Consider the following 22670-nt stretch of genomic DNA (forward strand, 5'->3'; position numbering starts at 1 on the left):
CGCAGGTCAGCGAGTCGCTTCACGTCTCGCAAGCCTCATCCCTCGTGTGAGCGAACCTGACGGTTCGCCTTCGCGCGCCAAGAATCAAAATCAGTCTTTAAAGTAAATCGCTTCTCACTCCCGGTTCGCTACTCTTCCTGTTCGAGCAAATCCGAGGCCGAAAGCAGTGCTTCCATCTCCACACCTGCGTCTTCCAGATTCTCCCTGCCACCCTCTTCTCTGTCCACGACGACGAGAATTTTGTTCACCTCCGCACCTGCATCCCGGAGGGCTTCCACGGCGTCCACCGCGCTCTGGCCCGTCGTCACGATGTCTTCGAGGACGACGACTTCCTCGCCTTCCTCCAATCGACCTTCCACGAGGTTCGCCGTGCCGTATTCTTTTTTCTGTTTTCGCGCGATGACGTAGGGATTGCCCGTTTCGACGCTCGTGACGGCCACGAGCGGAACTGCGCCGAGGGCGACTCCCGCGAGTTTCGTCTCTCCGAGTCGCTCCGCGAAGGCTTCCGCGATGAGTTCGAGGCAGTGCGGGTCGGTTTCGAACAGGTATTTGTCCACGTAGTAACTGCTCGTTCCGCCGTGCGAGAGTTCAAATTCGCCGTACTGGACGGCGTCCGCCGAGCGCAGGGCCGCGATGAGTTCCTGATTCGCCATGTGCGACAACGGGCGGGGAGGTGGGTTAAAAGTAGTTTTTTGCGGTCGTTACCACGGTTCGTTCTTCAATCCGAGCATGTACGCGAGCATGTTCGTCGTCAGATGCAAGAACGGCGTCACCACGACGACCACGGTGAGCACTGGAAGGGTAAACGTCTCCAACGTCCACTCGGGCGCGGCAATCGACGTGAGCAAGAGTGCCATCACGACGAAATCCAACTGGTCAACGCCCGGGAACGCCGCGCCGCGCTGTCGCCCGGTTCGACGCTTCAGGAAGGACGCCCCCATATCGCCGAGCATCGCACCGAGTGGCATCGCGACCATGACGGTCGCGGGGAACTCCGGCAGTGAGACATTCAGAACGTCCGCCGCTGTTCCATTTATGATGTTCAATCCGAGGGCGAGCAGTGCGCCGACTGCGACTCCGGCGATGGTACCGCGCCACGTTTTTCCGTCGCCGAGGAGTCGTTCCCCGTTCCACGTCCGTCCGCCGTCGATGGGTGCGCCACCGCCCGCAACCACTGCTACATTGTTCGGCACGTATGCGGGCAACATCGCCCACACCGCGACGATGAGGACGCCGAAATCGAAAATATCCACACCGAGTATATCCATATCGAGACAGAAACTCCCCGGGTCTTAAGAACCGACGGTCTGGCGCGGGCATATATAACCCTAAGGCACGGGGGTGCAAATCCCGGGATATGATACCTCCGATTGCCAGTCGGTTCGTCGCGGGAGAAACTCCGGCGGAGGCGCTTGAGCATACACAGAAACTGAATCAGCGAAACGTCAACGTTATTCTCAACCTTCTTGGCGAACATTATCACGACCGAAAACCGGCGGACGAGGACGCCGAAGTGTACGTTCGACTACTCGAAGACATCGAACGCTCCGGCCTTTCTGCCTGCGTTTCGGTCAAACCCTCGCAGGTTGGACTCGACATCGGTACACACGTCTTTCGGGAAAATATGGAGCGCATCGCGGACGCCGCGAACGACACGTTCGTCTGGATAGATATGGAAGACCACGAGACGACGGACGCGACCCTCGACGTGTTCGAGCAGTTGACGCGCGAACACGACGGTGGCGTCGGTGTCTGCATCCAAGCGAATCTGAAGCGCACGGAAGACGACCTCGAACGACTCGCTTCCCTCCCCGGCAAGGTTCGACTGGTCAAGGGTGCCTACGACGAACCGAAGGAAATCGCGTACAAGGACAAAGCGAAGGTCGATGCAGTGTACCGCGAATACCTCGAATACATGTTTCAGGAGTTCGAGGGCGGTATCGCAGTTGGCAGTCACGACCCGGCGATGATAGAGTACGCGAAGGAACTCCACGAGGAGTACGGCACGGACTTCGAAATCCAGATGCTGATGGGCGTGCGTGAGGACGCCCAGTACGAACTCGCGGAGGAGTACGAAGTCTGGCAGTACGTTCCCTACGGTGGCAAATGGATGTCCTACTTCTACCGTCGTGTCATGGAACGCAAAGAAAACCTGCTGTTCGCGGCTCGCGCGGTGCTCGGTCGATAACGGAAACGTTGCAACTGGTTTATATTCCTGCACTCGCATGCTACACACAAATGTCTTCGTGGAAGCGTGACGCCGGAAGTGGTCTCATCGTCCTCGCCCCGTTACTGGTCACTGCGTACATCGTCGCATGGATGTTCCTGAAAATTGCCGGTTTGCCGTTTTTGGAGAACATTTCGGATTACACCGTTATTGAAGGAATACTGACCATTCCCGGAAGTCTCATTCGGGTCGGAATCGTCCTCACCGTCTTCGCTATGCTCGTGCTGAGCATGGGATATCTCATGCGGACGACCGTCGGTGGCATCGTCGAAAACGCCATCGACGGCGCAATGAACCAACTTCCGGGCCTCCGAATCGTCTACAATGCGTCTAAGATGGCCGCAGAAACCGCTCTTTCTGACACCAATCAACTCCAGAAACCCGTCAAAATCGAGACGTGGGAAGGAATGCGGATGACCGCCTTCAAAACCGGCAAGAAAACCGACGACGGACGCGAACTTCTGTTTTTGCCCACCGCACCGAACATCACGACTGGATTCGTCGTGGAAGTCGAACCTGACCAGTTTACCGAAACCGACGAATCCGTCGAGGATGCCTTGACCCGTGTCCTCAGTGCCGGATTCGGCGAAAACAGCGAAAGTGGAATCCCCATCAACGTAACCGACGAAGGAGAGGACGGCACCAAGACACCACCGCCGACCAGATAATATCAGAGCAAAAACTAGTAGGTTTTTCAACAAAGCGATTCTACGTTCATCCATGACGTGCCCTGACTGCGGAGAGGAACGACTTCCGTTCGCCGTTCCGTCTGCACTCCGCGAGGATGTTCCCGGCAAACCGTCTTCGGTACTTCTCTGTCCGCACTGCCTTCAACTCGAACCAGTCGAAAACCCAGATGCTGAACTCAGCGATTTCACCACGATAAGCGACGTGCTTCCCGAAGACAGGGACGCGGCCGCCGCGATGACGCTCGCTACCGCGCTCCTTTCGTCGCTGGCCCTCCACCGTCAACGCATCGACGCCCTGCTCGACAGGGTGGAAGCGGCCGGGGTTGACCCCCTGCTCGTCCTCGACAGACTCGCGGACGATCCGGAACTCGAACCTAACTTCGACATCGAATCGCGGCGTCGGCAACTGCTCCAACTGCGAGAATAAATCAGCGCTTTCCTTTCCCGTCTCTCGTCCTCACGAAGCCTCAACTTTCATCATGCCGTCTCACAACTAGACGAGCATGGTCAACGACTGCATCTTCTGCCAAATCGTCGCAGGCGACATCCCGAGTAAGACTGTCTACGAGGACGACACCGTGTTCGCCTTTCTCGACGTGAACCCCCTCGCGCCGGGCCACACGCTCGTCATTCCGAAAGACCATCACGAAACGCTCGCCGATGTGCCCGAAGATACCGCCAGCGACCTGTTTTCGGCGCTTCATCGACTCACGCCCGTTGTCGAGGACGCGGTTGACGCCGACGCGAGCAACGTCGCGTTCAACAATGGCGAGGCGGCTGGACAGGAAGTTTCACACGTTCACGCACACATCATCCCTCGATTCGACGGCGACGGCGGCAATCCGATTCACGCCATTGCCGGAAACACGCCCGACCTCTCCGACGAGGAATTGGACGAAATCGCGAGTGACATCGCCGACGCCCGGTAACTCCCAGATTTTTTATACCAGCACGAATCTATTCCGCGATAGACCCGTGAAACGAACTACCGCATTCGTCGGTGCAACTGGCGGAGCAGGGACGACACGTCTCTGCATCGAACTCGGGGCCATCCTCACACACGCTGGCCGCGACGTGGCGATTCTCGACGCCGCGTTCGCCACGCAAGGCTTGGCCCGCCACATTCCCGGACGTATCGACACCGACCTCACCGCGCTTTTGCTCGATGGAGAAATCGACTCTGACGAGGACAAACTGAACGAGGCGCTCATCGACCATCCTGTCGAAACGCCCGGGCGACTCGCGCTCTGTCCGGTGTACGCACCGTTCGAACGACTCGCACGCGCGAAAACAGTTGAGGCGGCGAAGCGATTCGAAACGCTCGTCGAAACCGCGTCGAATCGTTTCGACTACATTTTGATTGATACACCTCCAATCGCCGCGAATCAGGCCGTTGCGGCGGTCAACGCCGCCGATTCCATTGCACTGATTGCGCCCGCGTCTCGTTGCGGTTCGGACGCTGTGCAAGCGATGCGTGGCAGATTGGCCGACCTCGGGACGAGTGCAGACACTGTCATCGCCAATCGTGCAGGAGCAGACGGCGACCATCAACTCACCGACGAACTGGCGATTCCGTCGAGCGAAACGACTTCCGCCGAAAACGCTCCGGCGAGTGCTCCCAACCTCGATACGTCGTTCTCACCCGCCGTCGCGCTCGCCGCCGAAATCGTCTTCGACACGTCGCTCGACATCGAGTTTCCTGAGGACAGTCTCCTCGATATTGACCCGAACGACTATCTGCCGGAGTCGCTTTCGTAACCGTCGATTGCCAATCGACGATTACCAACGAAATGAGTGCCAACGAAACGATTTTTCGCGCTTTCGATTAGAATAAGTCGCCGACGCCGCTCATCGTCTCCGCCAGCGCATCCCGCTTTCTCACCGCAGCATCGCCGCCGAACGTCAGTGCGCCTTCGACTACTTCTGCCGCCCCCGCTATCGGTTCGTGCGTTTCGATGAACGTCGCCAGTGCGAACTCGGTTTCGTTCGCGCCGGTCAACGCCCGCGCTTCCGAGCGCGAGAGGTCGGCCGAGAGCCAATCTCGAATGATTTCGTGCCCCATCGGTGGAAGTGGCGAAACGCCGTGCACGCCGAGTAGGTGGAGTGTCTTTGCCGCGGTAATCGGCGCGACTCCACTTTGGCGCGCACTTTCGCCGACAGACGTTCCGGAGGCGTGGGTTTCCAGTATCGTTTCCGCCGTGTCAGCAGCACACGGAAGGTCGTCGGCAAACGTTTCCAGTCGTTCGCGGAGGTTTCGGCCAGTGTCGTCTACGGTTGCGACACCGCGGTTTCTCTGTTCCGTCGTCACCTCCAGACCCTCCGCAATATCCGACAGTGCCATATGATTTTCTTGTCTTCTCACCGACTTGAATGTTTGTGACAGGTATCAAATCTGGTAATTGGCTGCCGGAGAGAGCGTACCGGCTACCGGTACGCTCTGCTTCGCCGAATCACTCTTCTACCCCGATTTCTCCGCTCGTTTAAATACCATCTCGGGAGAAGTTTTCACTGAGATGAGTACGACACAGACACACGAAGAAACGTGCCCAGAATGTAGAAGTCGAGTCCGCGAACACGGCGCAGAAGCCGTCTGCACCGAATGCGGCCTCGTCGTCGCGGAGGACAACTTAGACCGCGGCCCGGAGTGGCGGTCGTTCAGCGACGACGAGACGGATAAGAAACGAACCGGTGCGCCGCTGACGCGTTCTCGACACGACCGCGGTCTGTCCACCGAAATCGGCTATCGTGACAGCTCGGTTCGATTGACCGGTCGCAAGCGACGGCAGATAACGCGAATGCGTCGGCAACACAACCGTGCCAGAATCTCTTCGAAATCCGAGCGGAATCAGGTGTACGGATTTACCGAAATACGCCGTCTCGTCGGCGCGCTCCAACTCCCCATGAACGTGCGCGACCAAGCCTGTGTACTGTTCGAATCCGCACAGAACGAAGACTTACTTCGCGGTCGCTCGCTGGAAGGATTCGCTGCGGCGGCCGTCTACGCGACTTGCCGAACCGCAACCGTCTCGCGGACGCTGGACGAAGTCGTCGAAAAAGCGCGTGCCGAACGGGACGAACTGACTGTCGCCTACGATGCACTGAATCGCGAACTCGGACTTCCCACCGGGCCGATTGACCCTCGTGAGTATCTTCCTCGATTCGCCAGCCAACTCGACCTCTCGATGGCAGTCGAGCGATGTGCAACGGAATTTATCGAAGCGGCAGAAACGAAACATTTAGTCAGCGGTCGCAATCCGAGCGGTGTCGCCGCGGCCTGTCTCTACGCTGCCGCCCGCAAATGCAACGAGAAGGTCACCCAGCGCGCCGCAGCAGAAGTCGCAGACGTAACTCCTGTCACGCTTCGTTCGACGTATCACGACCTACAGCGGTGAACCGCCCGTCCGAGTTCCGCGAATCGCTCCGCTGACGTGCTTTCCGATGCAGTCGTTGCAACTGGCCGACCGTGTCGCTGTGCCTGCGCAAGTGTTTTCGACTCCGGAATCGCGGTTACCGGTGCCCCGAGCGTTCGTTCGACGATTTCAACCGGCGGATTGTCTCCTGTTCTGTTCAATACCACCCGTAAGAGACCCGTATCGAGTTGTCGCGCCAGCGTTCTCGTCCGAACTGCATCCGCCAGCGCGAATCGCTGAGGAACCGTGACGAGCAAACACGAATCCGCGGCGACCAGCGGTAGTCCCGCATCCGCGGCCATTCCCGCCGGACAGTCGATGACGATGTGTTCGTACTCTTTTGCAACCTGCTCAATTGTTTCCGTGAATGCAAGCAAATCGCATCCTCGCGCGCCAGCGAGGGTGCGACCACAGGACAACAAGGAAACCGTTCCGACCGTCGAAATCGCTTCGAGTGGTTCCGCACGCCCTGCAAGCACGTCGTGCAAGTCTGGGCCACGCGTCGCCGGAAGGTCTGCCATTGCGAGGTCTGCATCCACGACGACAGCATCGAGTTCACTCCCAAGATTCAGCGCGACGGTCGATTTCCCGACCCCACCTTTTCCGCCCGTCACTGCGACAATCATCCGTCTGCCCCGACTTGTTCTCGAAGATTGTCAATTCGCTCTGCGACTTCACGAAGCACCCGTTTGTCTTCTGAAAGCGGTTCTTCCCCGGCACGTCCCGTTCGTTTGCGGCGCTCGATTCGCGCTTCGACCCGCGACAGCCACGATTTGACCGCCTCCGGTAGTTCGGGATTGGTCGGTATCGCAACGGCATCCGCGGGAGGTCGGGAATCTCCGAGGGCTCGAACGACGCTTTCTGCCGTCGGTTGAATCTCTTCGGACGAATCCCCACCGTCGAAATCGCTTCTTCTGAGCGTTTCCTCGCTTCGCGGTTCGGCCGCCCGTTCTGTCCAGACGATTTCGGCAGGAACGTCGTCCGGTCCGGTCAGTTCCGATGGGCTCGCATAGCCGAGCGACCGTCGTTCGCCAGCAGCCACGACGCCTTCGAATCCACCGTCGTCCCATCCGGTTTCCGGAACACCCTCCCGGTGGGGCGGCCAAACCCGTCCATCGAGTCGATTGCCGACGCGTATCCGAACTGGCGTCTCGGTCGAATTTTCGATTACCAGTTCGACCAACGTGATTGTTTTTCGTCCGTCCGACCGTTCGTCCGTGGTCCAGCGTAGCGTCACCATGCCCCGGGTTGGGTTCGTCTTCGCTCTTAAACCTGTAGCACGGGCGTATCGAGACAGTCGCTCGCTGAGTTTGCAGTCTCGAATCGGTCACACGAAAGGACGATTGGTGCCCGAAGATTTGCGATTCGTGCTATCGCTAACGCCACAGTTACGGAGTCACTTTCTAACGGCCCCAAAAGAGTCGGATCCGACAGCTGCTCATTTCCATTTTCATCTTTCGGAACCGCCGAAACCCCGGCGACGAACTCTTCTCGAATCTGCTGCCCGAGGTACTTTCGAGCGGTTCGTTCGAGATTTTCCTTCCGGTCGCGGAGGCGCAAGTGTTCTACTCGTTCGTCTCGTATCGAGTGCAGTCGTTTCTGTGCCTGTTCGAGCGCCTGTTCGGCGGCAATTCGCTCTGTTTCCATCTCCGAGAGTTTTTGGGTCGCCTCTCGAAGTCTCGACTCGGCCGATTCCGCGTTCATGTCCGTTTCTCGGAGCGTTTGTACTCGTCCTCGAAGCGCCGCAACTTGCTCCCGAAGTTCCGTTTCCGACCCGCTGGCGTCCGCAACCCGCCGTCGCTCTGACCGAAGTGAAACGTCCCGCACATCGAACGAGTTCAGCTTTTTCGTGAGTATCGCTATCTCTTCGTCCTGTGGCGCGCTCAAACCGTTGGAGCGTGCGGCGCTGGCCATCGCAGGCCGAACGGTGAGCGACAACTCCGGTTCGATGAGTCCGACGTGTTTGTGTATCGGTCTAGGTTCGGGACAATCAACTGCGAGCGATTCGTCGTCCGATTCTCCATCCTCTCGAACTGCGGCGACAACCTCGGTCGGCGTCACCGACCATCCCCGTAGGTCGATAGCGCGTCCGGTCTGGGTTTCACCGTTGATTCTAACTTTCATCGACGGTACATCCTCACAGTTCTTCGTCGCGCATACTATCCGGAGACGGATGGTCAGTTCCGACCGCGAACTTGCTGTACGACGTGCTCGGATGTTCGCGGTTTTCGTACGCGCATGCGGCGTCTCGAACCGATTTCGGCACTTTTCGGAACTCGTTCAGCGGCGTGGTACGTTCGATTTGCACGTCCGTACCGTGTTTTTCGCGGAGACGGAGCGCGAGAAACGCACTCAATTCCGTCTCGCACAGTAGAACGGCACGCCCGAATCGGCGGACGACGCACTCCTCGTATGTCGTGCAGACGTTTCGAAGCGTCTGCCGAGCGGACTGGGAGTACGTGGCCACGAGTAACATGTCAGTCGTATCGGGTTGTTCACCGCTAATATGATTTAAAATTATCTCACCGCGTTCTAACCGACCAATCGCCATCTTCGAGTTCTGCAACGGCGTCGAACAGCGTTTTCAGCGTGTTGATTGTTTGCGAATCGTGGGCTTCGGGGTCGAGGTGGAAGTGAGCGCTCACGCCCGCGGTGGCGAAGCGTCCCGTAAGCACGTGAAGGAACTTGTAGACGGTTTGTACGTCGGAGTACTGGAGCAGCGCGGTGAGCGAATGGAAACACGCAACAGTCTCATAGCTGTTTCCGTGCCACTGCTGGAGGATCTCGCTGACTTTGATTCCGAGCCCGGTCAAATCGCCGGGATTGGAGAGGGTGTCGATAACCGCTTCGTTCGGCGTCTCCTGCATGGACGAGGATGCGGCAACGGAGCGAACCGTCTCTCCCACGCTGAGAAACCGGAGATTTGCCGGGCGTCCACCAGCGTGTGAGAGCCAATCCTGCAAACAGCCGTCCGGCGACCGAGTGAACGTGACCCAGAGAACGTTTTCCTGTTCCGATGGCGCTTGCGTGAGCAAATCGATGCACGTTTCGTCGGCCTCCGTGCTCATCGACGGTGCGAGAACTAAAATACTGGATTCGCCGTCCAAACTCGCCGGAACACTGCTCATACTAGGCTGTCCTCGGCGATACCGCGTTCGCTCTTTGTGTGATCCGTCCCGTGCCATCCAGTGTGTATCGTTTGGCCACCTGCATTATTATGGGCTGGATAAGTCCCGAAATCTTTGTCGATGCTGTCCCATTTGATACACCTGCGAACGCAGTTCTATGTCTCTCCTATTCCCGGAGCATGTTTATTTATTTTTCCATATTTCAAATTTTGACAGTCACTATATAATATCTATTCTAAAATCGACATCACGGTCGCCGAGCAGTTCGTAAACCCGCGTTCGCGCGGAGTCCGCTGACTCCGCAACGACGACGACACCGTCGGCCCGGTCGTCTCCTCGTGCCCGATATGCGGACAAATCACCCTCACTCTCGAACTCGGTTGCGTATGTTCTGAGTACCGCCAGCACTCGCTCCTCTGTGGCCTGCAGGTCGTTCTCGCCGGACTCGAACGCGGAAAGTGCATCCTCGATGTTACGGAGTGCGGAGATTCTGTCCATGTTAGGTCGTTCGAAGGTGGTCGGTGGAGGGTTCGTACACCTCGCCTTTCTGCTTTAGCTTGTCAATTTCATGCTCCGCCTTGGACGGGTCTAAACCGATTTCATCCGCCCTGTCGAGGACGACTTCGACAGGAGCACCTTCGTCGTACTCCTCCTCGATATTCGCAATGAGCTGTTTGATATTTTTGATACGGTCGCGCTGAGTTTTCGACGTTCCCGTTTCGACCACGTCGGCGTCGAACTGCCCCGTTTCCGGGTCAACACCGATGTCCTGTAGACACGACCGAACGATTTCGATGACGCGGTTTGCGTCCTGTTGTTCGACCGTATCCGACAGCCGAACTCGGGCGCTGGCCTCTGCCAGTCGAACCAGTGCCTCCAGTTTCCGGGCCGTCACTGGAACCGGCGCGTCCTCGTCGGCACCCTTCGAACGCAAATCGACGTAGAAATCCCGAATCGCCTCGCGGGCCTCCGGTTTCATCGTCGGATAAATGTTCGATTTTGCGTAAGCGATGTACTTTCGGAGGAGTTCCGCGTCGATGGCCGGAGCGACCTCTTCCGTCTGACTTTGTACTTGTTCTTCGCTGATGTTCGGAGCGTTGATTTCCGTCCGCTGGGTGTTCAACTCCCCGGCGAAGTTGGTTTGTAGGATGTGTTCTGCGAGCCGTGCGTCGTGGTCTGGGTCGGGTTTGTCCGTCACCGTGAAGATGAGGTCGAAGCGCGAGATGAGCGCGGGTTCGAGGTCGATTTGCTCTCCGATGGGTTCGTACTGGTCGAATCGTCCGTACTTCGGGTTCGCTGCGCCGAGAAGCGAACAGCGGGACTTTAACGTTGCATTAATTCCGGCTTTGCTCACGCTGATCTTCTGCTGTTCCAACCCCTCGTGCATGGCGGAGCGGTCGTCCGGATTCATTTTGTCCAGTTCGTCCACCGCCGCGATTCCCTTGTCTGCAAGAACGAGCGCACCTGCTTCCAGCGTCCACTGTTGCCCGTCGCCGAAGTCGTCGCGGACTGCGGCGGCAGTAAGCCCTGCTGAGGATGAACCCTTACCGGAAGTATAGACGGAACGGGGTGCAATATGTTGTATATATGATAGCATCTGCGATTTACCCGTACCCGGGTCACCTATCAGGAGCATATGTAAATCGCCGCGAATCCGCGACCCGTCGGGGAGATGTTTGGTCACGCCGGAGAACAGTTGAAGAATCATCGCCAACTTCTCCTCATCGTACCCGTAGATGGCCGGTGCAATGGACGCGACCATTTGCTCGTAGATGTCCGGTTCGTTCGAGAGTTCGACGATTTCCTCTTTGTCCTCGTCGGTGATGTCCATGTCCTCGAACTCTTCGTCCTCGATGACGACCGAAACGCCGTCCATGTAGACGTCGAAAACGGCGGACTTCTCCTGTCCGCTTCCCTGCTGTTCGAGGTGGAGAATGCCGGTTACTGTCACGTGGTCGCCGGGAGAGACGTTGCCGGTGATGTCGTCTTCGATGTGGATGTCGATACTCTGTGGCGTCTCGCCGCCGCGGAGTCCTTCCGGACTCTCTTGCACGCGAAGTTTCTGCGAGTCGATGAACTCGGATTGGTCGAAGTTGATTCGGAACGGGCCTTGTCGTTCACACCCCTGACATTCGTGTGGTTCCTGAAAATCGCCGCCTGCTTGCGGAATGAGCGTCAGCGTTCCACAGCGTTGGCATTCGAAGGCGGCCTCCTGAATCTTCGGTCGGACGCCCGTCGCCTTGCGGATGATTCCCTGCACGCTGACCATCGTGTTGACGTGCCGGGCACGAATCGCGCGGATGTCCGTGTGTTCCGGCAGGTCTTGCAGGCGGACGTGTGCCTGTCCGAGGCTCACGTCCACGGGGAGGTCGTACAGTCGAAGTGCCTCCTCTGCGTACTCTTGCAACTGCTGTGGTTGCGCGAGGTAGTCGTCTGCGATGTCCGCGTCGAACCGATACAGGTCGTTCCAGTCGATGTACAGCGACCGCTTTTCGTTCGGGTACTGCTGGGCGAGTTCCCCGACTTGGTCGCCGTAATATCGCCGGTAGAACTGCTCGAATCGGTCAACCAGTTCCGTATTTTCCGCGCGAGCCATTCATCAACTCTTGGTCGCCGATTACGTAAGAACTTTCGCAAAATTCGTCAGCGTTCTGGGATTGGAACAGGGTCGATTCGGCGAGCAAACGTGGGCACGAAATTGGGGAGATAAACTACGTTTTCATTTCCGAGACGAACACGAACAATTTCGCCCCGTGCTTCCATCTTCCCGAGCAATCTGCTGACTGTCGAACGCGACCAGCCGGTTTCTGCGATGAGTTCCTGCTGGCGTCGTTTGCCGTCGTGTCCTTCGAGCAACTGCACGATGTATTCCCCGGGTGTTAGCCCGCTTTCGAATGCGAAATCAGTCATCGACACCTGCTTTGGTTCCGATTTGAATTCCGCTGTTCGTTCGGGCTTCGATTCGATGATTTCGACTCGTTGTTCGTTTGCTCCCGCTTCGGCGTTGTTCCCCAACCCCGCGCGTTTCATCCACTTCTCGATAGCCTCACCACTCACCAGTTTTCGTGTCACGGCCCAAATCATCATTATCAATTATGTGTTACGAGGGCATAAGTTATTCTATTCTCTCTTTTTTGATACTGCTCTTCGTAGACAGGATTGCGGTTACAGTGAACCATTGACATTCATGCTTCTCAACCAATAAATCCAGCAGCGATTAGGGATACGTAATAATCCCCTTGCGATTGCAACCCCATCACCTTCTCCGCTGTACGCCAATCTATCCGCTATGCTTGGACCACTGACGGTCGGTAAAAAGGCCGCAAAATTCGGATACCGAAAATTCGGCAAAGTCGGGGCGGTTGCATTCGGCGCGCTCGCGGTTGGTGGCTACTTCGTCGTCAAGCGAAAAATCAAGACGGCGATGAGTGGCGATTCGACTACGACGGACGACGAAGATGCTGCGGAGTCGGAAGCGCAGGCGGAACAGAGCCAGTAAGCGACGCAACTTCATCGCATTTACTTTTTCAAGCAACCGACCGACCAAAATCAGACGGTCAGCGTCGCTCATGGACTAAGAAATCAAGAATGGAATCGCCCGGATTTGAACTACGTCAAAACATTCCTGCTCGTTCGTTCACTCGTGGTTTCACCACTCGTATCACTCACCACGCGAGCGTGCGACTCGTACATTGCTGTGCGGTTACGTTTCACGTTATTCTACTGCGAGCGAAGCGAGCAGACCAAGTGACGACCATCGGGAGGAGCGTAGTGTTTTTCATCAACGCTTTGCCAGTGAAGAAGTGCCTCTGGCACTTCTGAACGCAGGAAAAGGTTGTATGGGATCGCCCGGATTTGAACCGGGGTTATCGGCACCCAAGGCCGAAAGGATACCAAGCTACCCCACGATCCCGTACTCACGAGTAGCGCACTTGCACTGTAAAGCGTTTCGTTTCGCGCTCGGGAGTGTTACTCGTCATCATCGAACAGTTCGAGGTCGGCGACGATGTCGAACGGATGTCTGTCCTTCCTGATGCCGTCCACGATTCGGAAGGCTTCGTCGGGCGCGAGGAAGTGGCTCGTGATGACGCGCCCGAGGTGGGTTGGCGAAAAGCCGTCGATGAACTCGTATTCGAGCAGTTTGCCGAGTGCGTGCTTCGTCGGCACGTCGCCAATCATGCGGTCGTTCAGGCGCTTTGCGGCCTTGCCGCCGACCGTGACGTTCGCCAGCGTCTCCTCGATTGCGGCGCTCTCGTCGTAGAGCGTGCGCACGTCTTCCATCTCGCCTTTCAGCAGTTTAAACGCCACTTCGTCTTCCGACATCTCCATGCTGTTGTGATAGCTCCCGTCGGGTTCCACGAGGACGTACACTTTCCCGCGGTCGTGGTAGTCCGGGCGACCGGCGCGTCCGAGCATCTGGTGGAACTCCTGTACGGTGAGCCATTCGATACCCATCGCAAGCGAGTCGAAGATGACCTGTGAAGCAGGGAAATCGACACCCGCCGCGAGTGCCGCGGTCGTCACGACCGCCGACAGTTCCTGCTCGGCGAACATGCGCTCGACCTTCTTCCGCCGTCCGTAATCCAGTCCAGCGTGGTAGGGCGCGGCGTTGTACTCCAACTTTCGGGAAATCTCGTGACAGCGCCGCCGCGAGTTGGTGAAGATGATCGTCTGACCGCGATACCCCTTCGAGGATTCGCGGTCGAACTCGCGCTTGACGAGTTTGTTCTCGATGTTGGGTTTTTCCTGCCCGCTGGCGAAGGTGACGTGACGCTCCAGCGCGACCGGTCGTTCTTCGAACTCCACGAGATTCGCTTCGAGCGCCTGCGCGAGGTCGCGTGGATTGCCAACTGTCGCGGAGAGATACACCCACTGTGCGCCGCCGTAGTTCTGTTTTTGCTTCGCGCGCTTCTCGCAGTAGTATTTCAACCGCGAGATGAGTCCGTCGAGTCGGTGCCCGCGCTCCTGTTCTTGTAGGGTGTGAACTTCGTCGATGACGACGGTTCCGATGTCGCCCAAATCGCGTCCGGTTCGCAGTGCGTGGTCGATTCCCTCGTAGGTTCCGACGATGATGTCCGCGTTCGGGTCGAATCTGTTACCGTCATCGCGCACGCGACTCGCGCCGACGCGGATGGTGACGTTGGCGAGGTCGCCGTATTCGTCCTTGAAATCCTCGTGTTTCTGGTTCGCCAGTGCGACGAGGGGAACCAGAAAGAGCATCTTGCCTTGTCCGTTCAGCACCCGGTCGAGGCCGGTCATCTCTCCGACGAGGGTTTTTCCGGTCGCGGTCGCGCTGACGACGAGTTGGTCGTCGCCATCGAGTAGTCCGTTCTGTACCGCGAGGCTCTGCACCGGAAGCAGGGTATCGAACCGTGATTCGAGTAGATTTTGAACACCGGGATGGAGATTCAGTGAATCCACTCGTTTCAGGTCTACATCCTCCACGTTCGCGCTGATTTCGTCGAACTTCGTCAAATCCGGGTCGAGTCGCCCCTTGAGCAGGTTCGTGATTCGCTGCAAATCCTGCACCTCCAGCAGGAGGTCTTCGAGTCTGTCTTGAGCAGACCCAGTTAGGTTGCCCCTGAAGGAGAGTTCGCGCTCCAACTCCTCTGTCGCGCAGTCAGGACAGATGTACTCTTCTCCCGTATCGATCGCCGTTTCACTGCTGATTGGCGAATACTCCCCTTTGTTCGCACAGAGTCGGCAGGTTCGAACCGCCGTTGCATCGAGTTGATACCCCGACAACATTTCTTTCAGCTCAGCTCGGCCATCAGGCGAGGTCTGCTGTGAAATCCGAATACGGTCTGCACCCCGGGCGAGTTCGATGAACTCGCCCGGACTGCGTGGCTTTTCGTTCGACCCGTCTTTCTGCATAAATCGCGCCGGACGCGGCCCGGCGCTCGTTTCCTTGAGTTCGAGAATTGCTCGGAACAGCCGCTTTCCGCCCTGCTGGGCGACGACTCGATAGCCGCGATCCGTTTCGTGGCAGAAGAGCGTCTCCACCTGCTGAGCCTGCTTCGACACGGCGAGTGCTACACGCTGAAGCTATTTTAGCGATTCGGACTGACCGAATCGCCCCATCGTTCAACGATGCCGTTTTTCCGCCGTGTTAGGCAGCACCAACTCCCATCGAAATCGGCCATTGAAAACCGTCAATGGTAGAATAACGCTCGCTCGCGGGCGTTATTCCCGAAATACCGTTTTGGCAACCGGCTCATAACAAAGCCAGTCCATCCGCTAGCGCCAGTCAGCGCGCAGTAGCGCTCCACAGGTGACAGAACGTAATGGACGGCACGCAAGAAGAAACACTCCCACGGCGGTTCGACGACAAGATTATCTTAGAGATTGAGGACGGTTCGGATAAGGAACGACCGCTAATCCGAATGCGAGATACGCGAGCAGAAAAAGCGTGGGTATCCGCATCCATCGACACCGTGATTTCGCTCTCTGAGCACCGCTAGACGAGGTTAATTTCGTCGTCCCCGTTCGGCACCGCACAGAGGAACGCACCCGATTCGTCGCTTTCGTTTCGATACCAGTGAACAGCACCGGCAGGAATGAGCAGCGAGTCGCCAGCACTGACTTCGTACTCTTCGCCTTCGATGCCGACGGTGTACTCGCCCTCTAAAACGTACTGTTCGTGTTCGACTTCGTTCGTGTGCTCCGGCACTTCTGCTCCGGGTTCCAGCGTAAACCGCCGAATCGCAAAGTTCGGCGCGCCCTGTTCGTCGCCGATGAGGACGCCTTTCGCCATTCCTTCTGCGGCTCCGACTGCTTCGTACTCTACCTCGTCTCCGTTCCGCACGATTGGGTCGGCCATACGCCGCTTTTCACGCGGCAGGGGCTAAGGTTTTTGCACTTCCGCGAGTTCCTCGTTCGGAACGAAATCCCCGTCCGGGGTGACTCGCCCCGAACCGAGCGCACAGTATTTCGCGCCGACGCCGCGCGACGAGAGTGGCCCGCGGCGAATGCATCGAAACCCGACGTTTTTCGCCGCGTTGTAGTGGTCGTTCGCCTCGTTACCGCATTTGAGACATTCGAAATGAGTTCGTTCGGCGTCGCGGTTCTGCGGGTGCGTGAATCCGCAGGACGTACATCGCTGGCTAGTGTACTCCGGATTCACCTGTGCAACCGTGATTCCGTGCTCTTCTGCCCGGTAGGCGACGAAATCGAACAGTCGCTCGAACGCCCACGCGTGGAACTCGTCGGCTTCGGGAAGCAGTTCTCGTACCGCTTCGAGTTCACCGAACGCGATGACTGAACAGCCGTGTTTTTCGGCTTCCTCGACAATTCCGCCCGCGACGGTGTGGAGGGTATCTCGCGCGAAATTGTCGTTTTTGTCGCCTGCCTGCCGAAGGGTTCGGAGTGCGCTCCGGGTGTCTGTTTCGTGGAGGGCCGTCCGGAGTTCCGAAAATTCGCGGTGACGATGGTCGAGTTTCTCGCCGGAAAAGAACCGAGCGGTGCTGGTTACTGCCACGTTTTCGACGCCGAGTGCGACCCCGAGAACCGTGGCGTCGTTTTCGCTCGATTCGACTTCGTCCGACGCGCCGATTTCCGGTCGCTCTGCTCGAAAGCCGAGATGTAAATCGAACTGGCCGTCGCGATAGCAGAGGTTACTCTTTGCCGCTTCCCATCGGTCATCGTTCAAATACTGCGTCAGATAGCTCCCGTCGGGAAAGACGAGGTCGCAGTGAACGCGCTCTTCGGTCGTCGTCAAACTGACCGCCCTGTCGTCGAACAGCGTCATCGTCCGCGTGTCGTAGACAACCGTCGGACTGGTGAAGGTCGGCTTGTCGGCGTTTTCGGTTGTACCGTCGTTTCTATCGAGAACGCCTTTTATCGCTTCCGCGGCGCGATGGGTTGCGAGGACGGCGTGCTGACTGCCGAGGTCGGTTCGCTCGCGGAGGACATCGTAGGCGAGCTTTTGCACCTCACTGCGCGTGTGGCAGTTCCCCCATGCTGTGTTAACAGCTATTTGACACCCGCGTTTCCATTCGCGCACCATCGCCAGCAGGTGCTCGTGGTCGGTCGAATCGACCGCGAGGCGAGTTACTGCTGTCCGCTTGAAATATTCAGGACCGCTCACGCTATTTTCTCCCCGGAGCGCCCCCTTGAATACTTCGGAGACGATTTGAGCGCGAAGAAGTTTAAGACGTTTCCGACGCTAGATACCCCCATGCGTAGCTTCAAAATCGGGAGTGCGTTCGGCATCCCGATTAAACTCGACCTCACCTTCCTGCTCATCCTGCCCGTGTTCGCGTGGCTCATCGGGACGCAGGTCGGCGACTGGGTCGAAATAATGAACCCGCTGTTGGGACTCGGACTGACAACCGAACCGCTGACGACCGGAATGATGCCGTGGATTCTCGGAGCCGCCGCCGCAGTCGGTCTGTTCGTTGGCGTCGTCCTCCACGAACTCGGCCACTCGGTCGTCGCAATGCGATTCGGTTTCCCGATAGACTCAATCACACTGTGGATTTTCGGCGGTATCGCCCGCCTCACGGACCAACCGGAGGACTGGCTCGAAGAACTGCTCATCGCAATCGCAGGGCCGGTCGTCAGCATCGCCCTCGGCGTCGGTTCCTATCTCGCGCTGTTCGCCATTCCGGTGCAGATGGACGCGGTTCGGTTCGTCGTCGCCTACCTCGCGCTGATGAACATCGTGCTTGCCGTGTTCAACCTCCTTCCCGGTTTCCCGATGGACGGCGGGAGAGTCTTGCGCGCACTGCTCGCACGAACGCGGCCGTTTGCCGAAGCAACGCAAACCGCCGCCGAAGTCGGAAAACTGTTCGCCATCCTCCTCGGCCTGTTCGGCCTATTCGCTGGCAACATCATCCTCATCGGTATCGCCTTTTTCATCTACATCGGGGCGACCGGCGAAGCGCAGCAAACCGTCCTCTCGGCGGCTTTCAGCGGCGTTCTCGTCCGCGACGTGATGACCGACGAAACGGACTTAGAAACCGTCTCGTCGGACACCTCCATCGCCGACCTGCTGGAAATGATGTTCCAACAGCGTCACACCGGCTATCCGGTCGTTGACGACGGCGAACTCGTCGGGATGATAACCTTGGACGACGCGCGGAGCGTTCGACCTGTCGAACGCGACGCCTACAGAGTTCGGGAAGTGATGTCCACCGACGTGAAGACGATTCCCGCCGACAGCAATGCCTTGGACGCCCTCGAAACCATCCAACAGCACGGCATCGGTCGTTTGCCGGTTATCGACGCCGAGGGAGAGATTGCGGGTATCATCTCCCGAACCGACCTGATGACGGCGTTCGACATCATCAAAAGCAGCGGTCGCTCCGAAGAAGAACTGGCGCCCCGCGAACAGCCTTCCTAACTGTCCTCCCGTTGACTCCTAACGTCGTGTTTAACCCTGTTCCGAGCGAACGTTCTTCCATGTGCGGTCGTCTCTCACTGTTCGCTCCCGAAGCCGACCTCACGGAGCGATTCGACGCAGTCCCGACCCGCCCGATCCGACCCCGATACAACGTCGCGCCGGGCCAAGACCATCCAGTTGTCCGGAATGACGCACCCGACGAAATGCACTTTCCGACGTGGGGTTTCGTCCCCCACTGGGCCGACGAGTTCGGCGGCGGCCACATCAACGCTCGCGCGGAGACGCTGGCCGAGAAACCGACGTTTCGGGACGCTTACCGCGAACGCCGCTGTCTCGTCCTCGCGGATGGCTTCTACGACTGGAAGAAAACGGCGACCGGAAAACAGCCATATCGGATGACCAGAGCGGATGGAAAACCGTTTGCGATGGCCGGACTGTGGGAACCGTGGCAGAACGGCGAACAGAAAACCTCGTTTACGGTGGTCACGACCGAACCGAACGACCTCGTCGGCGAGATTCATCATCGAATGCCCGTGATTCTGGCGGAAGACGAGGAATCACGGTGGCTTCACGATGACGAAGAGGAGTTCGAATCGGTGTTGGATACGTTCCCCGGCAACGAGATGCGAGCCTATCCCGTCTCGAAGCGGGTCAACAGTCCGAAAAACGATTCGCCGGAGTTGGTGGCAGAAGTGATGGCGGAGGAGGATGCACAGACAGGGTTGGGAGATTTTAGCTAAGCGGTTTTTCTGGAGTGAGAACAAACCTACGTAACTGTGTTCTTGGATTTTGCGCGTTTACTGCTCAGATTCAAATGTTTTCCTCTGATACTTACGAGACGCATAACCCGCAGGTTACGGGGTCCATAATAATCCCACCAGGGCGTTACGACGAGAATGGATGAAACGCAACGGACTTCTCACGATAGCAGTCGTTTTCACTGTTTTATTGGCTGGCTGTAGCGGTTTCGGCTCGTCCGGAGAGACAACCACCGAAACGACGACGACGGGAGCTTCCCCGACCGAACAGACCACGACGGAGACAGCGGGCTCTTCCACGACAACAACTACCACGACTATGACGATGACCACCACGACGACCACCGAATCGGAGTCGGAATCGTGGTCGGAACCGACGCCGCCGAACACACCGCTCCAGAACAACATGGACGAGGAAGACCGGGACGAACCTCGAATCCAGAACGTCGAACTCGTGGACACGACTGAGGCGAGCAGTGGCGGCTACTCGGACTTCAGCCTGCAAATCAACGCCGACACGGTGATGGACGACATCGACCCGGCGGAACACGGTACTGTGCAGGGTGAACCGTACTTCCTCGTCTACGCTAACGGAGAACTCAGCAACGAGTCGCGCTTCACTCGCACCGACGGCACTCTCATCGAGCGAACGCAACAGGTTTCCCAAGACGAAAACGGTGAATACGTCATCGACGTTCGCCCTGGTGGCCTCGAAGAAGCGGGAGCAGACGGTGAGGTTACGCTACTGATTCTGCTGATGGACGAGGACAAAGACTGGGACGACATCTACGGTGTCAGCAGGATAACCGTCGAATACTCCGCCGAGGAGTAGGCGGTCTGCGTTCTGACGGATTCGAACTCACATATTTTCACCGGTCGCTGACGCTCGTATCGAATCCGGCTATTTAATCCGTCTCTGGTACGGAGTGGATGTATGGCAAAATTCGAAGTGGCGATACCCGACCGTATCGACAGCGACATCGACCGTCTCGTCGACCAAGGCGATTTCCTGAACCGCGAGAAAGCGGTCGAAGACCTGCTCTCGCTCGGCATCTCGTCCTACGGAGCGGTTGACGACACTGACGACCAACTGGACGATGACCTGTTCACCCAGGCTGTCGATGACCAGCACGACCCTGCCAGCCAGCGCGACGAACCGCTCTAACGTTTCGAGACACCTGTCGTTTCATCAGTGAATTTTGGTAGAACGGTAGCGCAGACGCTAACGCGAGCACACGCTACGCGGTGCTCGCGGATTTGTGTACGGAAGAAAGGTCCAGGTGCGAGAATCGAACCCGCGTCCCAGCCTCCACAAGGCTGGAGGATAGTCCACTACCCCAACCCGGACACGCATATCGTGGTTACCCGGTGAGATTAAAATACGTTTCGAAAGTGGGCGTGTACTGTGGTTATCTCTACCGTGCGAACGCGACTCACCTCTCCGGATTCTCCAGTCGAAACCGACGGGTTCGCTGGCCGTCGAACCACGGGCCGGATTCGGATTCCTCGAACCCGGCGTTCTCTGCAACCTCCGCGATGTCTTCTTCCGGTTCTGGGAGGAGAATTTCGACCGGCATCGATTCACGTTCGGCGAACCGAATCGGTTCGTCGATGAGGCGCTCGCAGGCCGTTTTCGCGCCGAATAGGTGCGTGACGTGAACCGTCTCCTCGTCGGCTTCGAAGCCGACGAATCCCTCTATTTTCTCGTCGGATTCGGCCACGGAGACGGTTCGGTCGTGTACCACGTCGGCCATCACTTCGGTTGGAACGTCGGCGAGTGCCGCGAGGCGTCCCCCGTCCGCTTCCACTGCATCTCGAACGCGCATAGGTGGTGTTCTCACTCTCACGCATTAAAAGTGGGAGTAGCTTCATTTCGTTCGCGTGCCAACGTTTGTTCATGAGTGACATACCCGGCGGAAATGAGCGAAATCGGTGTGATTTCTGTCGCCTTCCCTGTCCCGAAGAGCCTGTTCTGTCACAGTACGAGGCCGACACCTACGAATTTTGCTCGGAGACGTGCCGGGACGAAATGGCGGAAAACGACCGGGTGTTCACCGAATATCACGGATTTCGACAGATTGCTACAGGCGTTTCTGGATTAGATGACCATCTTCCGCAGGGGTTGCCGCGCAACTCCTTCGTCCTCGTGTCGGGGGAAGGCGGCACGCGGGACAGTGCGATTCAGTCCGAACTCGTCTGGCGAGCACTCGAACGCGACGAACCTGCGATTGTTCTCAGTTTCACCGAACCGCCCGTCTCCGTGGTCGAACAGTTCCTCTCCTTGGAGTGGAACGTTCTGCCGTACCTCGAAACGGGGCAACTGCACGTCATCGACTGCTTTACCTACCGAGTTAGCGACCGAAAACGGATGTTCGCCAGAATGGACGACTGGAACCAATTTCTTCATCGCGTCACCAGTTCCGCGACGACCACCGTGCGCGACCCGAGCGATACGAGCGAACTCCAAAACAAACTCGACAACTGCCTCGAATCGCTGTCGATGAGCGACTCCGGCGTCGTCGTCATCGACTCGTTGACCGAGTTCGGAACGCTGGTGCAACCAGTGCAAGCCTACGATTTCGTCAAGGACGTGCGGGCAGACGTGTGCAAAGGTCGCTTCGTTCCGGTGTTTGCGGGGGCTACCTTCGCCGGAGAAGGAGATGTCTTCCCGCACGACATGGCCTACGTCATGGACGGCCTCATCGACTTGCAGTTGAACGGCTCGGTCATCGAGGACGTGCTGGTCAAACGGATTCGAATCCGAAAGATGAACGGCGTCCTCACGATTCCCGAATGGATCGCCTACGAGTACACGGCCGGAGATGGATTGGTTTCGTTCGACCCCCTCGAAGAACTCGAAAAATCGGAAGCGCTGTTGGATTCGCCATCAAAATCCGAGGATGACTCTCACCTCGGCGAGTCATCCTCGAAAAAATCGTCGCCCGGTCGAACATCCGACGCGACAGACAAAGCCGATGATTCTCACCCCGACGAATCCGAACCGACCGAATCCCCCGATGAGAAACCGTCTCCACCGGGTGAACCGTCGGAAGCGGACGCTGAGAATTAACTGGCAGAAATTCCGGACATGAAAGCAGTTATCTTGCCACCGTTG

General features: G+C 57.7%; 28 protein-coding genes and 2 tRNA genes. 13 read left to right on the top strand and 17 right to left on the bottom strand.

What is annotated here, in order from left to right:
- Positions 1-128 precede the first annotated feature (128 nt).
- Positions 129-653 (bottom strand): orotate phosphoribosyltransferase, encoded by a 525-nt coding sequence (gene pyrE / locus BW974_RS13920; protein WP_076430853.1) that lies wholly within the window; start codon positions 651-653, stop codon positions 129-131.
- A 48-nt stretch (positions 654-701) separates the two neighbouring features.
- Complete coding sequence (locus BW974_RS13925; RefSeq protein WP_076430854.1) at positions 702-1268, bottom strand: CDP-2,3-bis-(O-geranylgeranyl)-sn-glycerol synthase; 567 nt, start codon at positions 1266-1268, stop codon at positions 702-704.
- An 89-nt stretch (positions 1269-1357) separates the two neighbouring features.
- Between BW974_RS13925 and BW974_RS13930 the strand changes: the two genes are divergently transcribed.
- The 5 genes from BW974_RS13930 (at position 1358) to BW974_RS13950 (ending at position 4674) form a co-directional block, all read left to right on the top strand.
- Positions 1358-2188, top strand: coding sequence for a proline dehydrogenase family protein (locus tag BW974_RS13930; RefSeq protein WP_076430855.1), 831 nt, complete (start codon positions 1358-1360; stop codon positions 2186-2188).
- Positions 2189-2238: 50 nt separating this feature from the next.
- Entirely contained in the window at positions 2239-2895 is a 657-nt protein-coding gene (locus BW974_RS13935) for a DUF502 domain-containing protein (protein WP_076430856.1), read from the top strand.
- A 52-nt stretch (positions 2896-2947) separates the two neighbouring features.
- Positions 2948-3343, top strand: coding sequence for a DUF6276 family protein (locus tag BW974_RS13940; RefSeq protein WP_076430857.1), 396 nt, complete (start codon positions 2948-2950; stop codon positions 3341-3343).
- Positions 3344-3419: 76 nt separating this feature from the next.
- Complete coding sequence (locus BW974_RS13945) at positions 3420-3845, top strand: HIT family protein (protein WP_076430858.1); 426 nt, start codon at positions 3420-3422, stop codon at positions 3843-3845.
- Between the two features lie 46 nt (positions 3846-3891).
- Positions 3892-4674 carry a ParA family protein gene (locus tag BW974_RS13950; RefSeq protein WP_076430859.1) on the top strand — a complete coding sequence of 261 codons (783 nt, stop codon included), beginning with the start codon at positions 3892-3894 and terminating at the stop codon, positions 4672-4674.
- Positions 4675-4741: 67 nt separating this feature from the next.
- On the opposite strand, the gene BW974_RS13955 is transcribed toward BW974_RS13950, so the two are convergent.
- Complete coding sequence (locus BW974_RS13955; RefSeq protein WP_076430860.1) at positions 4742-5257, bottom strand: DUF7858 family protein; 516 nt, start codon at positions 5255-5257, stop codon at positions 4742-4744.
- 172 nt (positions 5258-5429) lie between these two features.
- Here BW974_RS13955 and BW974_RS13960 point away from each other — a divergent pair, with 172 nt between their 5' ends.
- Positions 5430-6308 carry a transcription initiation factor IIB gene (locus tag BW974_RS13960; RefSeq protein ID WP_076430861.1) on the top strand — a complete coding sequence of 293 codons (879 nt, stop codon included), beginning with the start codon at positions 5430-5432 and terminating at the stop codon, positions 6306-6308.
- Here the strand turns inward: BW974_RS13960 and BW974_RS13965 are convergent.
- The 8 genes from BW974_RS13965 to BW974_RS14000 form a co-directional block, all read right to left on the bottom strand.
- Positions 6290-6952, bottom strand: a complete 663-nt coding sequence (locus BW974_RS13965; protein ID WP_076430862.1) for a MinD/ParA family ATP-binding protein — start codon at positions 6950-6952, stop codon at positions 6290-6292. The genes BW974_RS13960 and BW974_RS13965 overlap by 19 nt on opposite strands.
- Positions 6949-7566 carry a DUF7857 domain-containing protein gene (locus BW974_RS13970; RefSeq protein WP_076430863.1) on the bottom strand — a complete coding sequence of 206 codons (618 nt, stop codon included), beginning with the start codon at positions 7564-7566 and terminating at the stop codon, positions 6949-6951. Before BW974_RS13970 ends, BW974_RS13965 begins: the two co-directional genes overlap by 4 nt.
- A 26-nt stretch (positions 7567-7592) precedes the next feature.
- Complete coding sequence (locus BW974_RS13975) at positions 7593-8450, bottom strand: DUF7856 family protein (protein ID WP_076430864.1); 858 nt, start codon at positions 8448-8450, stop codon at positions 7593-7595.
- Positions 8451-8463: 13 nt separating this feature from the next.
- Positions 8464-8802 (bottom strand): DUF7855 family protein, encoded by a 339-nt coding sequence (locus BW974_RS13980; protein ID WP_076430865.1) that lies wholly within the window; start codon positions 8800-8802, stop codon positions 8464-8466.
- 46 nt (positions 8803-8848) lie between these two features.
- Positions 8849-9454, bottom strand: a complete 606-nt coding sequence (locus BW974_RS13985) for a DUF7504 family protein (protein ID WP_076430866.1) — start codon at positions 9452-9454, stop codon at positions 8849-8851.
- Positions 9455-9673: 219 nt separating this feature from the next.
- Positions 9674-9952, bottom strand: coding sequence for a DUF7854 family protein (locus tag BW974_RS13990; protein WP_076430867.1), 279 nt, complete (start codon positions 9950-9952; stop codon positions 9674-9676).
- Between the two features lies 1 nt (position 9953).
- Positions 9954-12050 (bottom strand): minichromosome maintenance protein MCM, encoded by a 2097-nt coding sequence (locus BW974_RS13995; protein WP_076430868.1) that lies wholly within the window; start codon positions 12048-12050, stop codon positions 9954-9956.
- 47 nt (positions 12051-12097) lie between these two features.
- On the bottom strand, positions 12098-12538 hold the full coding sequence (locus tag BW974_RS14000) for a helix-turn-helix transcriptional regulator (RefSeq protein WP_175609700.1): 441 nt from the start codon (positions 12536-12538) through the stop codon (positions 12098-12100).
- Between the two features lie 205 nt (positions 12539-12743).
- On the opposite strand from BW974_RS14000, the gene BW974_RS14005 reads away from it, so the two are divergent.
- The gene (locus tag BW974_RS14005; RefSeq protein WP_076430870.1) at positions 12744-12953 is read left to right on the top strand and encodes a hypothetical protein; all 210 of its coding nucleotides are present in this window, start codon (positions 12744-12746) and stop codon (positions 12951-12953) included.
- Positions 12954-13294: 341 nt separating this feature from the next.
- On the opposite strand, the gene BW974_RS14010 is transcribed toward BW974_RS14005, so the two are convergent.
- A tRNA-Pro gene (locus BW974_RS14010) sits at positions 13295-13367 on the bottom strand.
- A 56-nt stretch (positions 13368-13423) separates the two neighbouring features.
- Positions 13424-15478: a DEAD/DEAH box helicase gene (locus BW974_RS14015; protein ID WP_076430871.1), complete on the bottom strand. Its 2055-nt coding sequence runs from the start codon at positions 15476-15478 to the stop codon at positions 13424-13426.
- Positions 15479-15738: 260 nt separating this feature from the next.
- Here BW974_RS14015 and BW974_RS25705 point away from each other — a divergent pair, with 260 nt between their 5' ends.
- The gene (locus tag BW974_RS25705; protein WP_175609701.1) at positions 15739-15915 is read left to right on the top strand and encodes a hypothetical protein; all 177 of its coding nucleotides are present in this window, start codon (positions 15739-15741) and stop codon (positions 15913-15915) included.
- Here the strand turns inward: BW974_RS25705 and BW974_RS14020 are convergent.
- Together BW974_RS14020 and BW974_RS14025 are read right to left on the bottom strand one after the other, a co-directional pair.
- The gene (locus BW974_RS14020) at positions 15912-16274 is read right to left on the bottom strand and encodes a cupin domain-containing protein (RefSeq protein WP_076430872.1); all 363 of its coding nucleotides are present in this window, start codon (positions 16272-16274) and stop codon (positions 15912-15914) included. The two genes, BW974_RS25705 and BW974_RS14020, sit on opposite strands and share 4 nt — an antisense overlap.
- A gap of 24 nt (positions 16275-16298) precedes the next feature.
- Positions 16299-17540 carry an RNA-guided endonuclease InsQ/TnpB family protein gene (locus BW974_RS14025; protein ID WP_076430873.1) on the bottom strand — a complete coding sequence of 414 codons (1242 nt, stop codon included), beginning with the start codon at positions 17538-17540 and terminating at the stop codon, positions 16299-16301.
- A gap of 90 nt (positions 17541-17630) precedes the next feature.
- On the opposite strand from BW974_RS14025, the gene BW974_RS14030 reads away from it, so the two are divergent.
- The 4 genes from BW974_RS14030 (at position 17631) to BW974_RS14045 (ending at position 20720) form a co-directional block, all read left to right on the top strand.
- A complete protein-coding gene (locus BW974_RS14030; protein WP_076430874.1) occupies positions 17631-18797 on the top strand; it encodes a CBS domain-containing protein in 1167 nt (388 codons plus the stop codon).
- A gap of 59 nt (positions 18798-18856) precedes the next feature.
- A complete protein-coding gene (locus BW974_RS14035; protein ID WP_076430875.1) occupies positions 18857-19537 on the top strand; it encodes an SOS response-associated peptidase in 681 nt (226 codons plus the stop codon).
- Between the two features lie 160 nt (positions 19538-19697).
- Positions 19698-20387, top strand: coding sequence for a hypothetical protein (locus BW974_RS14040; protein WP_076430876.1), 690 nt, complete (start codon positions 19698-19700; stop codon positions 20385-20387).
- Between the two features lie 102 nt (positions 20388-20489).
- Positions 20490-20720, top strand: coding sequence for a DUF7120 family protein (locus tag BW974_RS14045; protein ID WP_076430877.1), 231 nt, complete (start codon positions 20490-20492; stop codon positions 20718-20720).
- A gap of 109 nt (positions 20721-20829) precedes the next feature.
- On the opposite strand, the gene BW974_RS14050 is transcribed toward BW974_RS14045, so the two are convergent.
- Both BW974_RS14050 and BW974_RS14055 read right to left on the bottom strand, forming a co-directional pair.
- Positions 20830-20902, bottom strand: a tRNA-His gene (locus BW974_RS14050).
- Between the two features lie 86 nt (positions 20903-20988).
- The gene (locus BW974_RS14055; protein WP_076430878.1) at positions 20989-21381 is read right to left on the bottom strand and encodes a hypothetical protein; all 393 of its coding nucleotides are present in this window, start codon (positions 21379-21381) and stop codon (positions 20989-20991) included.
- A 71-nt stretch (positions 21382-21452) separates the two neighbouring features.
- Here BW974_RS14055 and BW974_RS14060 point away from each other — a divergent pair, with 71 nt between their 5' ends.
- The gene (locus BW974_RS14060; protein WP_084186280.1) at positions 21453-22625 is read left to right on the top strand and encodes an ATPase domain-containing protein; all 1173 of its coding nucleotides are present in this window, start codon (positions 21453-21455) and stop codon (positions 22623-22625) included.
- Positions 22626-22670 lie beyond the last annotated feature (45 nt).

Source organism: Haladaptatus litoreus, from assembly GCF_900156425.1.
GTDB classification, from domain to species: domain Archaea; phylum Halobacteriota; class Halobacteria; order Halobacteriales; family Haladaptataceae; genus Haladaptatus; species Haladaptatus litoreus.